Origin of the sequence: Kosakonia sp. H7A (assembly GCF_003028445.1) — a bacterium.
Taxonomy (GTDB): Bacteria; Pseudomonadota; Gammaproteobacteria; order Enterobacterales; family Enterobacteriaceae; genus Kosakonia; species Kosakonia radicincitans.
The window spans coordinates 68,981-82,100 of sequence record NZ_PYTZ01000007.1 but is presented as its reverse complement, the minus strand read 5'-3'; the positions used below and the strand labels follow the sequence as shown (position 1 = coordinate 82,100).

The 13,120-nt window shown below is 56.7% G+C and carries 12 protein-coding genes; 9 read left to right on the top strand and 3 right to left on the bottom strand.

What is annotated here, in order from left to right:
- Position 1 precedes the first annotated feature (1 nt).
- From CWM66_RS20535 to CWM66_RS20500, 8 genes are read left to right on the top strand one after another with little or no spacing between them, the layout of a single operon-like run.
- Complete coding sequence (locus CWM66_RS20535; protein WP_035887026.1) at positions 2 to 298, top strand: DUF4312 family protein; 297 nt, start codon at positions 2 to 4, stop codon at positions 296 to 298.
- Between the two features lie 51 nt (positions 299 to 349).
- A complete protein-coding gene (locus CWM66_RS20530) occupies positions 350 to 1,126 on the top strand; it encodes a DUF4311 domain-containing protein (protein ID WP_035887027.1) in 777 nt (258 codons plus the stop codon).
- A 9-nt stretch (positions 1,127 to 1,135) separates the two neighbouring features.
- Complete coding sequence (locus CWM66_RS20525; RefSeq protein WP_007372812.1) at positions 1,136 to 1,777, top strand: DUF4310 family protein; 642 nt, start codon at positions 1,136 to 1,138, stop codon at positions 1,775 to 1,777.
- Between the two features lie 42 nt (positions 1,778 to 1,819).
- Positions 1,820 to 2,953 carry an amidohydrolase/deacetylase family metallohydrolase gene (locus CWM66_RS20520; protein ID WP_007372813.1) on the top strand — a complete coding sequence of 378 codons (1,134 nt, stop codon included), beginning with the start codon at positions 1,820 to 1,822 and terminating at the stop codon, positions 2,951 to 2,953.
- Complete coding sequence (locus tag CWM66_RS20515; protein WP_107147175.1) at positions 2,937 to 4,052, top strand: DgaE family pyridoxal phosphate-dependent ammonia lyase; 1,116 nt, start codon at positions 2,937 to 2,939, stop codon at positions 4,050 to 4,052. The genes CWM66_RS20520 and CWM66_RS20515 overlap by 17 nt, the downstream gene beginning before the upstream one ends.
- Positions 4,049 to 4,789 carry a KDGP aldolase family protein gene (locus CWM66_RS20510; RefSeq protein ID WP_035887029.1) on the top strand — a complete coding sequence of 247 codons (741 nt, stop codon included), beginning with the start codon at positions 4,049 to 4,051 and terminating at the stop codon, positions 4,787 to 4,789. The genes CWM66_RS20515 and CWM66_RS20510 overlap by 4 nt, the downstream gene beginning before the upstream one ends.
- Before the next feature lie 56 nt (positions 4,790 to 4,845).
- Positions 4,846 to 5,991, top strand: coding sequence for a lactonase family protein (locus tag CWM66_RS20505; RefSeq protein ID WP_007372816.1), 1,146 nt, complete (start codon positions 4,846 to 4,848; stop codon positions 5,989 to 5,991).
- A gap of 14 nt (positions 5,992 to 6,005) precedes the next feature.
- Positions 6,006 to 7,916 (top strand): transcription antiterminator, encoded by a 1,911-nt coding sequence (locus tag CWM66_RS20500; protein ID WP_035887032.1) that lies wholly within the window; start codon positions 6,006 to 6,008, stop codon positions 7,914 to 7,916.
- A gap of 36 nt (positions 7,917 to 7,952) precedes the next feature.
- Here the strand turns inward: CWM66_RS20500 and CWM66_RS20495 are convergent, their stop codons facing one another.
- Positions 7,953 to 8,786: an oxidoreductase gene (locus CWM66_RS20495; RefSeq protein WP_107147174.1), complete on the bottom strand. Its 834-nt coding sequence runs from the start codon at positions 8,784 to 8,786 to the stop codon at positions 7,953 to 7,955.
- A gap of 109 nt (positions 8,787 to 8,895) precedes the next feature.
- On the opposite strand from CWM66_RS20495, the gene CWM66_RS20490 reads away from it, so the two are divergent.
- The gene (locus tag CWM66_RS20490) at positions 8,896 to 9,831 is read left to right on the top strand and encodes an AraC family transcriptional regulator (RefSeq protein WP_233218412.1); all 936 of its coding nucleotides are present in this window, start codon (positions 8,896 to 8,898) and stop codon (positions 9,829 to 9,831) included.
- Positions 9,832 to 9,878: 47 nt separating this feature from the next.
- Here the strand turns inward: CWM66_RS20490 and nrdG are convergent, their stop codons facing one another.
- On the bottom strand, positions 9,879 to 10,343 hold the full coding sequence (nrdG, locus tag CWM66_RS20485) for an anaerobic ribonucleoside-triphosphate reductase-activating protein (protein WP_007372821.1): 465 nt from the start codon (positions 10,341 to 10,343) through the stop codon (positions 9,879 to 9,881).
- 262 nt (positions 10,344 to 10,605) lie between these two features.
- Positions 10,606 to 12,741, bottom strand: coding sequence for an anaerobic ribonucleoside-triphosphate reductase (nrdD, locus tag CWM66_RS20480; RefSeq protein ID WP_007372822.1), 2,136 nt, complete (start codon positions 12,739 to 12,741; stop codon positions 10,606 to 10,608).
- Positions 12,742 to 13,120 lie beyond the last annotated feature (379 nt).

The following is a 13,120-nucleotide window of genomic DNA, read 5'->3' as shown; positions in this document are numbered from 1 at the left end:
CATGAAAGAACAGTTCACCACCACGGTCAGGGTTAAGGGAAAAGGCGAGGCGAAAGCGCGCGCCTTCGCGGATGCGCTGAACCAGGTTCAGGCCGCGGTGATGAAAGCGTCGCCGCAGATTTTACTGCGTATCGAGCCACAGGATGTGCAGGTTGTTCATGCGCAGGAAACGATACGGAAAGAGGCGTTTTTATTTCTCTTTCTGCGTCGGGAAAGACGGACGTACAGCGTGGAGCTGGACGTCACCGTCAACGTGACCGCCATCAATCTCGATAAAGTGGATTTCGTCACGAAATAACTCAACGCATACCCGGTGAATCACCTCCGCTGGGTAGAAGAGGGCAGACTGATGTTCTTAATCATACTAATAAAATCGCTCATCATCGGCGGCCTGGTTGGCGTCGGTGTTGGCGCGGGGGCTGCACGCATGTTCCATGCGCCGACCACTCAAGGGATGGGCGCATTTCGTACACTGGGCGAACTGAACTCCTGCGAAGGCGATCCCGCATCGCATTTCTCATTCGGCTTAGGCTTCTTCTTTAACGCCTGGGCCTCGTCCGTTGCGGCGGGTTCTTTTACCCAGGACGTTGACCACCGCATCATTCCGAACTGGGGCGCGGCGGCGTTGATGGTGAAAAACCGTAACGTCGGCGAAACCCTGCACGATCCGAAAAAGATGGCGATCGCCTGTGGCCTGATTGGCATGGTGGTCGTCACCTTCCTTAACCTGACCGCTTCCTCCGTTCCGGCGGCCTTGCAGGTCACCGCCGTTAAAGTGCTGGTTCCGGCGGCCAACCTGCTGGTGAACACCGTCATGCCGGTGATCTTCTGGCTGGCAGCCATCGACGCAGGCAAAAAATCGGGTTTCTGGGCGACCGTCTTTGGCGGCGCGGCGCAGCTGATTATGGGCAACGCCGTACCGGGCCTGGTACTGGGCATTCTGATTGGTAAAGGTGTGGAAGAGAGCGGCTGGAATCGCGTCACCAAAGTGATGATGACGGCCATTGTCGCGCTGTTTGTGCTGAGCGCGTTCTTCCGCGGCTTCGATCTGAAAATGATCGAGTCTTTCCACCTGAGCGCGCCGAACTGGCTGGAGCTCATCCACAACTCGCTCAGCGGCAAATAAGGAAGCGAAATGGAACAGAATAAAGGGTTTTGGTACGCCGACTGGTCGTTCCCGATCTTTGTTGGTCTGCTCTCTTCCGGCGTATTCGCCGGGACACATATGTACTACCTGTACGGCATCGGCGCGTTTAACGAAGTGGCGTTTGTCTCGATGCTGCGTTCCGGCATGGACACCGGCGTATACGGCGCGGTCGCTGCGTTTGGTGCCAGCTTCCTGTTCGCCCGCATTATCGAAGGTTCGCTGGTCGGTATCCTTGATATCGGCGGCGCAATCCAGACCGGTGTCGGCCTCGGTGTTCCGGCGCTGTTACTGGGCGCGGGGATCCTCTTCCCGGTGGAAAACTTTGTCGCCTCGCTGGCAACCGGCCTGGTACTTGGCCTGGCCATTGGTTACCTGATCATCCTGGCGCGTAAGTTCACCATCAACCAGAGCGATTCCACCTACGGCGCAGATGTGATGATGGGCGCGGGTAACGCATCCGGCCGCTTCCTTGGGCCGCTGATTATCCTCAGCGCGATGACCGCTTCCATTCCTATTGGTATTGGTTCGCTGGTTGGTGCTTTGCTGTTCTACCTCTGGCAGAAACCGATTACGGGCGGCGCGATCCTCGGCGCTATGCTGCTGGGCTCCATCTTCCCGGTCGCCCTCTGAACCCTACGGGCGCTGCGGCGCCCGTTATTACTGGAGATTCGCATGTTTGATTTACTCCTGCGCCGGGCGCGTCTGGTTGACGATACGCTGACGGATATCGCCATCAAGGCAGGGAAAATCGCCGCGCTGGGCGAGATAAACGGCCCGGCGGTTAAAACGCTCGATCTGCACGGCGAACACTATGTCAGCGCCGGGTGGATTGATTCCCACGTGCACTGCTACCCGAATTCGCCGATTTACCATGATGAACCGGACAGCGTCGGCATCAACACCGGCGTGACGACGGTGATTGATGCAGGCAGTACCGGTGCTGATGATGTCGATGATTTTTATGCCATTACCCGCGAGGCGGCGACCGAAGTGTATGCGCTGCTGAATATCTCCCGCGTCGGGCTGATTGCCCAGAACGAGCTGGCTAACATGGCTAATATCGACGCGAACGCGGTACATGACGCGGTGAAACGCCACCCGGATTTTATCGTCGGCCTGAAAGCGCGCATGAGCAGCAGCGTGGTCGGCGAAAACGGCATCACGCCGCTGGAACGCGCGAAGGCGATCCAGAAAGCCAACGGCGATTTGCCGTTGATGGTACACATCGGCAACAACCCGCCGAACCTCGATGAAATCGCGGAGCTGCTGACCTCCGGCGACATCATTACCCACTGCTATAACGGCAAACCGAACCGCATTCTGGCACCGGGTGGCGAATTACGCGCTTCCGTGGCGCGCGCCATTGCGCGCGGCGTGCGTCTTGACGTCGGGCACGGCAGCGCCAGCTTCAGCTTTGCAGTGGCCAGACAGGCCATCAGCCTCGGCATTCTGCCGCAGACCATCAGCTCCGATATCTACTGCCGCAACCGGATCGACGGCCCGGTACGATCGCTGGCAAATGTGATGTCCAAATTCCTCGCCATTGGCCTGTCGCTGCCGCAGGTGATTGCCTGCGTGACTGACCACGCCGCCGCTGGCCTGCGTCTGAAGCATAAAGGGCGCCTTGCCGTCGGCTTCGACGCCGATCTGACTATTTTTGACCTGCGTCGCCAGTCGGTACTGTTCACCGATGCGGAAAACGACAGCCTGCAGGCCGAACAGTTACTCACGCCGCTGGCCGCCATTCGCGCGGGCAAAGGCTATCTGACCGAACAAGGGAGTGCAGAACATGCCTTCGATTTATGAAAAGTACAATTTAAAACAGGTGATTAACGCCTCCGGCCGGATGACCGCGCTGGGCGTTTCCACCCCGCGCCCGGAAGTGGTGGAAGCCGTGCTTGGCGGCATGAATCACTACTTCGAAATGAAAGATCTGGTGAACAAAACCGGCGAATACATTGCGAAGCTGCTGGACGTTGAAGCGGCGACCGTTGTCTCCTGCGCTTCGGCGGGGATTGCACAATCCGTTGCTGCGGTGCTGGTGCGCGACAGCGACTGGCTGCTGGAGAATCTGCATAGCACGGTGATGGAGAACAACGAAATCGTGCTGCCGCGCGGTCACAACGTGAACTTCGGCGCACCGGTTGGCACGATGGTGGCGCTCGGCGGCGGGAAAGTGGTGGAAGCGGGTTATGCCAACGAATGCTCTGCCGATCAACTGGCGGCGGCAATCTCGCCGCGCACGGCCGCGATCCTCTACATCAAATCACACCACTGCGTACAAAAAAGCATGCTCAGCGTGGAGCAGGCGGTGGTGGTGGCGCGTAAGCATAACCTGCCGTTGATTGTCGATGCTGCAGCAGAAGAGGATCTGCAATGCTACTACCGCGCCGGGGCCGATTTGGTAATTTACAGCGGCGCGAAGGCCATCGAAGGGCCAACCAGCGGGCTGGTGATCGGCAAAACCCAGTACGTTGAGTGGGTGAAACGCCAGACGGCGGGCATTGGCCGCGCCATGAAAGTCGGCAAAGAGGGCATTCTTGGCCTGACTTGCGCCATCGAACACTATCTGAGCGCCCGCAAAGAGAGCGGGGCGGAGATGGTCGCCAAGATGACGCCGTTTATCGACCAGCTCAATACGCTGCAAGGCGTGAGCGCACGCGTGGTATGGGACAGCGCAGGGCGCGACATTGCCCGCAGCGAAATCAAGTTTGATGAGGCGGTAACCGGCATCGCCACCGGCGAACTGGTCAGCGCGCTGAAACAGGGTGAATACGCCATCTATTTCCGTGGCTACAAAGCCAATGAAGGCATTATCGAAGCCGATGTGCGCAGCGTGAGCGCTGAGCAACTGGCGATTGTTTATCGCCGCATCGCCGAAGAATTGAAGGAGCAACACGCATGAAACTGACCCCGAACTTTTACCGCGATCGCGTTTGCCTGAATGTGCTGGCGGGAAGCAAAGAGAATGCCAGCGCCATCTATGAAGCGGCTGAAGGCCATGTGCTGGTCGGCGTGCTGTCCAAAAATTACCCGGACGTAGCGTCGGCAGTGGCGGATATGCGCGACTACGCAGCGCGTATCGATAATGCGCTCTCTGTCGGCCTTGGCGCGGGCGATCCGAACCAGTCGGCGATGGTCAGCGCCATCTCCCGCGACGTACAGCCGCAGCACGTCAACCAGGTGTTTACCGGCGTGGCAACCAGCCGCGCGCTGCTTGGGCAGAATGAAACAGTGGTTAACGGTCTGGTCTCGCCGACCGGCACGCCAGGATTGGTGAAAATCTCTACCGGGCCGCTCAGCAGCCAGACGGCCGACGGTATTGTGCCGGTGGAAACCGCCATTGCCCTGCTGAAGGATATGGGCGGTAGCTCGATTAAATATTTCCCGATGGGCGGGCTGAAGTGCCGTGATGAATTTCAGGCGGTTGCCGATGCCTGTGCGCGCCATGACTTCTGGCTGGAACCGACCGGCGGTATCGATCTGGAGAACTACAGCGAAATCCTGCACATCGCGCTGGAAGCGGGCGTCAGCAAAATTATCCCGCATATCTACAGCTCGATTATCGATAAAGCGAGCGGTGATACCCGTCCGGCTGATGTACGCCAGTTACTGGCAATGACCAAAGCGTTAGTGAAGTAAACATTTTGCCCTCCCGCAACCTGTGGGAGGGAAACGCACACCATAAAGGAGCCACCATGCACACTGCCCGTCATCTGCTTGCTGCTTCACTCTCCCTGCTGGCGACCAGCGCCATAGCCCAGACGCAGTACGCCTGGGTGGGAACCTACAACCCCAACGGCGAAGGCGTTTACCGCTTTACCGTTGACCCGCAATCCGGCGCGCTGGGCAACAAAACGCTGGTCAGCACGCTGCCGAATGCGGCGCAGCTTACCGTTTCGCAGGATGGCAAAACGTTGTATGTCGCCAGCGAAGTGGAAAAGGGCGTGGTGCAGGCGTTGCGTATTGACGATAACGGTGCATTGCAGGAACTGAACCAGGTGTCATCCGGCGGTGCCGGGCCGGTTTATCTGGCACTGACGCCGGATGGGCGCTATCTGCTGGTGGCGAATTATGTCAGTGGTTCGATTGCCGTATTGCCGGTAAAAGCTGACGGTAGCCTCGGCGAAGCGGTGGACAGCCACCAGGATCAGGGCGAACCGGGAGCCGCCAAACCCGCAGCAGCCGTGGGGGGCAGCTTTGCCATCAGCGATCATAACGGCCCGCATGCGCATATGATTGCCGCCGATCCGCAAGGGAAATTTGTCTTCTCAACCGATCTGGGCCTGGATCGCATTTATCAGTACCGCCTGGAGGCGCAGAGTGGCAAGTTAACGCCTAACGAACCACCTTTTATCAACGCGTCTTCAAAAGGCGCCGGGCCGCGTCACTTTGTCTTTACGCCAAAAGGCGATGGGCTGTGGTTGATCAATGAAGAGGCTTCAACGTTGACGTATTACACGCTGGACAGCGCAACCGGAACGCTGAAAGAGGGCAAAACTACCTCTGCACTGCCAGCAACGTACAAAGGCACCAGCTTTGCCGCTGGTCTGGTACTCAGCCGGGATGGAAAACAACTGTATGTGGCTAACCGTCTGCATAACAGCGTGGCTCACTTTAGCGTACAGCCGGATGGCACGCTGGCACATCAGGATGATATCTGGACGCGCGGCGACTATCCGCGCTCGCTGACGCTGGATAAACAGGGGCGCTGGCTGTACGTCATGAATCAACGCAGCGACAATATCACCCGTTTTCGCGTTGCGAAGGACGGTAAGCTCAGTTTTGTGCCGGATTACACACCGGTGGGCAGCCCATCTCAGATGGTCATTTCCTCTCACTAAGCCAGGAGACTGACGTGCGATTCCCGAACCAACGTTTAGCGCAGCTGTTTATGATGTTGCAAAACGAGACACTGCCGCAGGATGAACTGGCACAAAGGCTGTCGGTCTCCACGCGTACCGTTCGGGCCGATATCACCGCCTTAAATGCGCTGCTGGAGCACCACGGCGCACAGTTTATTTTGACGCGCGGCAGCGGTTATCAACTGAAGATCGATGACGCAACGCGTTATCAGACATTACAGGCCACCCGCCCGCGCGCGCTGCGCATTCCCCGCAGCGGGCCGGAACGCGTGCACTACCTGGTGGTGCGGTTTCTGACCTCGGCTTTTTCCCTGAAGCTGGAAGATCTGGCGGATGAGTGGTTTGTCAGCCGCGCCACGCTGCAAAACGACATGACCGAAGTGCGTGAGTGGTTTTCCCGTTATCGCCTGACGCTGGAAACCCGTCCGCGCCACGGCATGAAGCTGTTTGGCAGCGAGATGGCGCTGCGCGCCTGTCTGACGGATCTGCTGTTTGAACTGGCGCAGCAGAACGCCCACAACCCGCTGATTACCGAAGAGGCGCTCAATCCTGGCGTGCCGGAAGCACTGGCCGCCATTCTGCATGACTGCTTTAGCCGTTACCACATCCGCCTGACTGATGAGGGCGATCTGTTTATCCGCCTCTATTGTGCAGTGGCGGTGCGACGTATCAGCGAAGGGTATCCGCTCTCGGAATTTACCGCCGAAGATGGTGATGAGAACGTGCGCGATGCGGCGCGCGCCATTTCTGCCGCGCTACAGCAACTGGCGGGAAAAACGCTGGCAGCGTCGGAAGAGCACTGGCTGCGGGTGCATATTGCCGGGCGGCGCGTGCAGGAGATTGCGCCGAGCGCGATTAGCGCGGACGACGACGAAACGCTGGTGAACTACATTCTCGGCTATATCAACACGCACTATAACTACAACCTGCAAAACGACGATCAGTTGCACGCCGATTTACTGACGCACATTAAAACCATGATCACCCGCGTGCGCTACCAGATCATGATTCCTAACCCATTGCTGGATAACATCAAACAGCATTATCCGATGGCCTGGGATATGACGCTGGCGGCGGTATCCAGTTGGGGCAAATATACGCCGTATGTCATCAGCGAAAACGAAATTGGCTTCCTGGTGCTGCATATTGGTGTAGGGCTTGAGCGCCACTACAACATTGGCTACCAGCGCCAGCCGCGTGTGCTGCTGGTGTGCGATGCCGGAAATGCGATGGTGCGGATGATTGAAGCGGTGCTGGCGCGCAAATATCCGCAAATTGTTGTCTCGCGCACCGTGACGCTGCGCGACTACGAGCAGTGCGATGGTATTGCGGAAGATTTTGTTATTTCCACCGCGCGGATCAGCGAGAAAGACAAACCGATCGTCACCATCGCGCCTTTCCCCACCGATTACCAACTGGAGCAGATTGGCAAACTGGTGCTGGTGGACAGAACGCGCCCGTGGATGCTGGAAAAGTATTTTGATGCCGCACATTTCCGCATTATCGACGGCGCGATGGATCAGCAGACGCTGTTTAAAACCCTTTGCGATCAGCTTCAGGATGAAGGTTTTGTCGGCGCAGAGTTTGTGGATTCTGTGGTGGAGCGTGAAGCGATTGTCAGCACCATGCTCGGCGAAGGCATCGCGTTGCCGCATGCGCTGGGGTTGCTGGCGAAAAAAACCGTTGTCTACACCGTGCTCGCACCAAAAGGCATTCAGTGGGGCGAGGAGATCGCGCATGTCATCTTCCTGCTGGCGATCAGTAAAAGCGAGTATGAAGAGGCGATGGCGATCTACGATATTTTTGTCACCTTCCTGCGCGAGCGCGCAGCTTCAAGGCTTTGTGATTGCGCCAATTTCGCCGCCTTCCGAAGCGTGGCGATGGAGTGCGTCAGCCGGTTTTGACACAACCGGGTAGTGGCTACCCGGTTGTTTAGGAGGTTACCCGTCGGTGGAACGTGTCACGCTCTCCCAGGCATTGATTTCTATTGTCAGCGTCGCCAGCTTCTCCCGCACCAGCGTGAGCGCATCGCTACCTAACAGCAGGTGGGCAGGCGGCGTAGCGCTTTGCATAATGGCCAGCATCGCGCGGGCGGCTTTTGCTGTATCGCCCAGTTGCTTGCCGCTTTTCTCCTCGCGCGCTTTGCGAATAGGATCGAAAATCGCATCGTAATCGGCAATCGAGCGGGGCGAACGGATCATCGAACGGCCCGCCCATTCAGTACGAAACGAACCGGGCGCGACGGCGGTAACAAAAATGCCAAACGGCTGCACCTCTTTGCCCAGCGCGTCGGAAATCCCCTCCAGCGCAAATTTGCTGCCGCAGTAGTAAGTAATGCCCGGCATAGTAATAAATCCCCCCATTGAGGTGATGTTGATGATGTGCCCGCGACGCCGTTGGCGCATGCCTGGAAGTACCGCTTTCATCATGGCGACGGCGCCGAACACGTTAACCTCAAACTGGTGGCGCAGGGCGTCCAGCGATGACTCCTCCATCACTCCTTCATGACCGTAACCCGCGTTATTCACCAGCACATCAATTGTCCCCACGCTGGTTTGTGCTTCGGCAATGACATTGTCGATCGCGGAGAAATCCGTAATATCCAGGATGCGCCCGTAAGCGCGGTCGGATGACAGCGCCTCAAACGCGTGTTTTGCCTCTGTATTGCGCACCGTACCGATCACGCGATAGCCTGCGGTCAGCGCTTCCTGCGCCAGCGCACGGCCAAAACCGCTGCTGACACCGGTAATAAAAACAATTTTTTCTGCGGACATTGTCGTACTCCCATGAAAAATGGAAGCTGCATAATATTGTCTGTACTGGATGTTTTTTAGGCCATATATTCTCTTTTTATTGCCTAAAATTCTGAGTTAATGTGTGACGATGCATTTCTCCGACCAGCCGCAAATGGTGGCGCTATTGAAAGAACTGGCTCCGCAGGAGGGCTACAATCTGACGGCGCTAGCGGATATCCGTATTCTGCGATCCGATCGCCCGCTCGCCAGAACGCCCGTCCTCTACGACCCCGGCATTGTCATTGTCTGCCAGGGCAGTAAACGCGGCTATTTCGGCGAGCAGCTCTACCTTTATGATGAACAGCATTATCTGGCCGTTTCGGTTCCGGTGCCTTTTGTGATGGAAACCGAGGCTTCTGCCGCTCACCCGTTGCTGGCTATCTATATGCATCTCGATTTTCAGGTCGCGGCAGAGTTGTTACTCCATATTGAGCAGCAGGGAGCCACGCATGCAGCGGCTGCGCCGCAAAGTATGATGTCCAGTCCGATGGACGGCGGGATGCGGAAATCGGTATTGCGGTTGCTGGAGGCGCTAAGCTCCCCGCTGGAGGCGTCGGTCCTTGGGCCAGCGCTGGTGCGCGAGCTCTATTTTCGCGTATTAACCGGGGCGCAGGGGCATGCCATGCGTTCCGCGCTGGCGCTGCAGGGGCAATTCGGCAGGATTTGTAAGGTGCTACGGCATATTCATGCTGCGTATCATCAAACGCTGAGCCTGAGACAACTGGCAGACGAGGCGGGGATGAGCGTGCCCACATTCCATAGCCATTTCAAAACGATGACGCAGATGCCGCCAATGCAGTATGTCAAATCAGTGCGGCTGCACCAGGCGCGAATGCTGATGGTTCGCCAGGAGATGACGGCTGCCGCAGCCAGCTATGCGGTGGGGTATGAAAGCCCATCACAATTTAATCGCGAGTTCAAACGGTTGTTTGGCCTGCCGCCTGCGCAAGAAGTGCAGAGAATGCAGCAGAGTTTCGCCGTCCCGCCGCCGCATCCGGCTTCTGACTTTATCTCTTCGCACTGAGTTTTTGAGCCGCTTACCGGCACGCCTGTAAGCGGTTGTAGCGGTATTCACCGCAAGTGATGCACAACCTGGTTGCTGCTGCCGCGCCAGATCAGCATCGGGTCTTTCAGATCCTGAACGAATTTGCCGTCAATCAGCACGTTGATCAGGGCCACCACCTCAAGCTGGGCGGTATTCAGTTCATCCATTTTGTAACCGGTCCACACCCAGATATCTTTGCCGGGGCATTCGGCGCGAATGCGGGTTACCAGCTTTAAAATGTCCGGCACGTTCTGCGGATGCAGCGGATCGCCGCCGGAGAGCGAAATGCCCTGGCGTTTAACGCGCGTATCGTTGAGATCGGCGATGATGCGATCTTCCATCTCCGGCGTAAATGGAACACCGGAATTGAGCCGCCACGTGCTTTTGTTGTAACAGCCGGGGCATTCGTGTACGCAGCCGGAGACGAACAGGGTGCAGCGGGTGCCGGGGCCATTAACAATATCTACAGGGTAGTATTGGTGGTAATTCATTTTTCCTCGTCGCATTTGGCGCTGTAGCTGCGTTGGCCGCTCGAGCGCACCCGGGTCACTTACTGGAGTAAGCTCCCCGGGATTTACTCGTTTGCCGCCTTGCTACAACGTCAACTGCTTAGAGGAAACGCATCAGACGGAAAATTGTAGCGGCAGAAAACGTAGGCCCGATAAGCGTAGCGCCATCGGGCAATCAGCTACGGTGGCCTCATTGACCGTGTGCCCGGCGCGGGTAAACGTCATTCACCGGGCAACGGAGGTGTTAACCGAGTTGCCCGTTACCGAGGTGTTTCACGCGGCGTTTAACTTCTTCCTGTTTACCGGCGTTAAACGGACGCGCATCCGGGCTGCCGAGATAACCGCAAACGCGGCGCGTGACCGAAACGCGCGCGGCGTCGTGGTTGCCGCATTTCGGGCAGGTGAAGCCTTTACTGGTGCACTCAAACTCGCCGGTAAAACCGCACTCGTAACACTCATCAATGGGCGTATTGGTGCCGTAATACGGTACGTGCTGATAGCTGTAATCCCAGACATCTTCCAGCGCCCGCAGGTTGTGCTGAATGTTCGGATACTCGCCGTAGCAGATAAAACCGCCACTGGCCAAAGGCGGATACGGCGCTTCGAAATCGATCTTGTCGTACGGGTTAACCTTTTTCTCGACGTCGAGGTGGAAGCTGTTGGTGTAGTAGCCTTTGTCGGTCACTCCATCCACGACACCAAACTCAGCGGTATCAAGGCGGCAGAAGCGGTCACACAGGTTCTCGCTCGGCGTGCTGTAGAGGCTGAAGCCGTAGCCGGTCTCTTCTTTCCACTGATCGACCGCCTGGCGCAGGCGTTCGACAATCGCCACGCCTTTAGCCCGCAGCGCTTCGCTGTCGTAAATATGCTTGTTGCCGGAGAGCGCATTGATGGTTTCGTGAATGCCGATGTAGCCCAGTGAAATCGACGCGCGACCATTTTTGAAAATAGAGGAAATATCGTCATCCGCTTTCAGACGTACGCCACACGCGCCTTCCATGTAAAGGATTGGCGCCACGCGCGCTTTCACACCTTCCAGACGGGCGATGCGGGTCATCAGCGCTTTACGTGCCAGTTCCAGGCGGCTGTCGAGCAGTTTCCAGAACGCCGCTTCGTTGCCTTTCGCTTCCAGCGCAATGCGTGGCAGGTTCAGGCTGATAACGCCCAGGTTATTACGCCCGTCGTGGATCTGCTCGCCGTTCTCTTCATAGACGCCGAGGAAGCTGCGACAGCCCATTGGCGTTTTGAACGAACCGGTGACCTTAACCACTTGATCGTAGTTCAGAATATCCGGATACATACGCTTGCTTGCGCACTCAAGCGCCAGCTGCTTGATGTCATAATTCGGATCGTCAAACTTATGATTCAGACCGTCACGGATGGCGAACACCAGTTTCGGGAACACGGCGGTTTTGCGGTTTTTACCCAGACCGGCAATACGGTTACGCAGAATGGATTGCTGAATCAGACGGGATTCCCAACTGGTACCCAGGCCGAAACCAAAGGTGACGAACGGCGTCTGACCGTTAGCGGTGTGCAGCGTGTTGACTTCATATTCCAGCGACTGGAACGCGTCGTAACACTCTTTCTCGGTGCGGCTGTGGGCGTAGCCGTCAGCGTCCGGAATCTGCCACTCTTCCGCTACCTTGCGATGTTTTTTGAAGCTGGCGGTGACAAACGGCGCCAGCACTTCATCGATACGGTTAATGGTGGTACCGCCGTAAATATGGCTGGCGACCTGGGCGATGATCTGCGCGGTGACGGCGGTCGCGGTCGAGATCGATTTCGGTGGCTCGATCTCCGCGTTACCCATTTTAAAGCCGTGCGTCAGCATGCCTTTCAGATCGATCAGCATGCAGTTGAACATCGGGAAGAACGGCGAGTAATCCAGATCGTGATAGTGGATTTCGCCGCGTTCGTGGGCCAGCACGACATCGCGCGGCAGCAAGTGCTGACGGGCATAGTGTTTGGCAACAATCCCCGCCAGCAAATCGCGCTGCGTCGGGATCACTTTACTGTCTTTGTTGGCGTTCTCGTTCAGCAGCGCCGAGTTGGTCTGCTCGACAAGCCCGCGAATATCCTGGTTCAGGCGGCCACGTTTTTCACGCGCGATATCGCGATCGTGGCGATATTCGATATAGGCGCGCGCCAGTTGTTTGTACGGCCCGGACATCAACTGGTTTTCAACGGCCGTCTGGATCTCGCTGATATCAACCTGCGACCGATCCTGCATTTGACGACTGATTACGTCTGCGACGGTGGCGCAATAATCTGCGTCATCGACTCCCGCTGCTTTAGCTGCACGCAAAATCGCTTCTTGAATGCGCTCTGATTTGAAAGGCACTTTACAGCCATCTCGTTTCATCACATGCGGTGTCATGATTACTCCATTTTAAAAAACAGGTTATCCACAATGGAAGACGCACTGATGGCTTAGCTATTCATTACTAAAACCAATGAGTTTGTCTCGTTTTGGCCCGCGTTATCCACAATGTGTATAGCTTCCCGTGGGGGCGGCTTGTTTGAATAGTAGACGGAAAATACAAGATGTTGGGCCGGAGAGCATTCTAATTTCTATATATAGTGATTTGCATCAAACATGTTTGCGTTTTTATTGACTCAGGACAAAGTAAAAATTGGATAGCACAGAGGACGGGCACCCTGGCGGAATGTAAATTTTAGCGTTCTCCTTTTGACTAAAAATGCAACAAAAACAGCAGGCTTATGCCTGCTGTTGTGTTTGCGTTTAGTAGAATAAG

Excerpts from the sequence above, each read along its gene's own strand:
- CWM66_RS20495 (WP_107147174.1), bottom strand. The coding sequence starts at position 8,786 with ATGTCCGCAGAAAAAATTGTTTTTATTACCGGTGTCAGCAGCGGTTTT.
- CWM66_RS20505 (WP_007372816.1), top strand. The coding sequence starts at position 4,846 with ATGCACACTGCCCGTCATCTGCTTGCTGCTTCACTCTCCCTGCTGGCG.
- CWM66_RS20525 (WP_007372812.1), top strand. The coding sequence starts at position 1,136 with ATGGAACAGAATAAAGGGTTTTGGTACGCCGACTGGTCGTTCCCGATC.
- CWM66_RS20530 (WP_035887027.1), top strand. The coding sequence starts at position 350 with ATGTTCTTAATCATACTAATAAAATCGCTCATCATCGGCGGCCTGGTT.
- CWM66_RS20535 (WP_035887026.1), top strand. The coding sequence starts at position 2 with ATGAAAGAACAGTTCACCACCACGGTCAGGGTTAAGGGAAAAGGCGAG.
- nrdD (WP_007372822.1), bottom strand. The coding sequence starts at position 12,741 with ATGACACCGCATGTGATGAAACGAGATGGCTGTAAAGTGCCTTTCAAA.
- CWM66_RS20510 (WP_035887029.1), top strand. The coding sequence starts at position 4,049 with ATGAAACTGACCCCGAACTTTTACCGCGATCGCGTTTGCCTGAATGTG.
- CWM66_RS20520 (WP_007372813.1), top strand. The coding sequence starts at position 1,820 with ATGTTTGATTTACTCCTGCGCCGGGCGCGTCTGGTTGACGATACGCTG.
- CWM66_RS20515 (WP_107147175.1), top strand. The coding sequence starts at position 2,937 with ATGCCTTCGATTTATGAAAAGTACAATTTAAAACAGGTGATTAACGCC.
- CWM66_RS20490 (WP_233218412.1), top strand. The coding sequence starts at position 8,896 with ATGCATTTCTCCGACCAGCCGCAAATGGTGGCGCTATTGAAAGAACTG.
- nrdG (WP_007372821.1), bottom strand. The coding sequence starts at position 10,343 with ATGAATTACCACCAATACTACCCTGTAGATATTGTTAATGGCCCCGGC.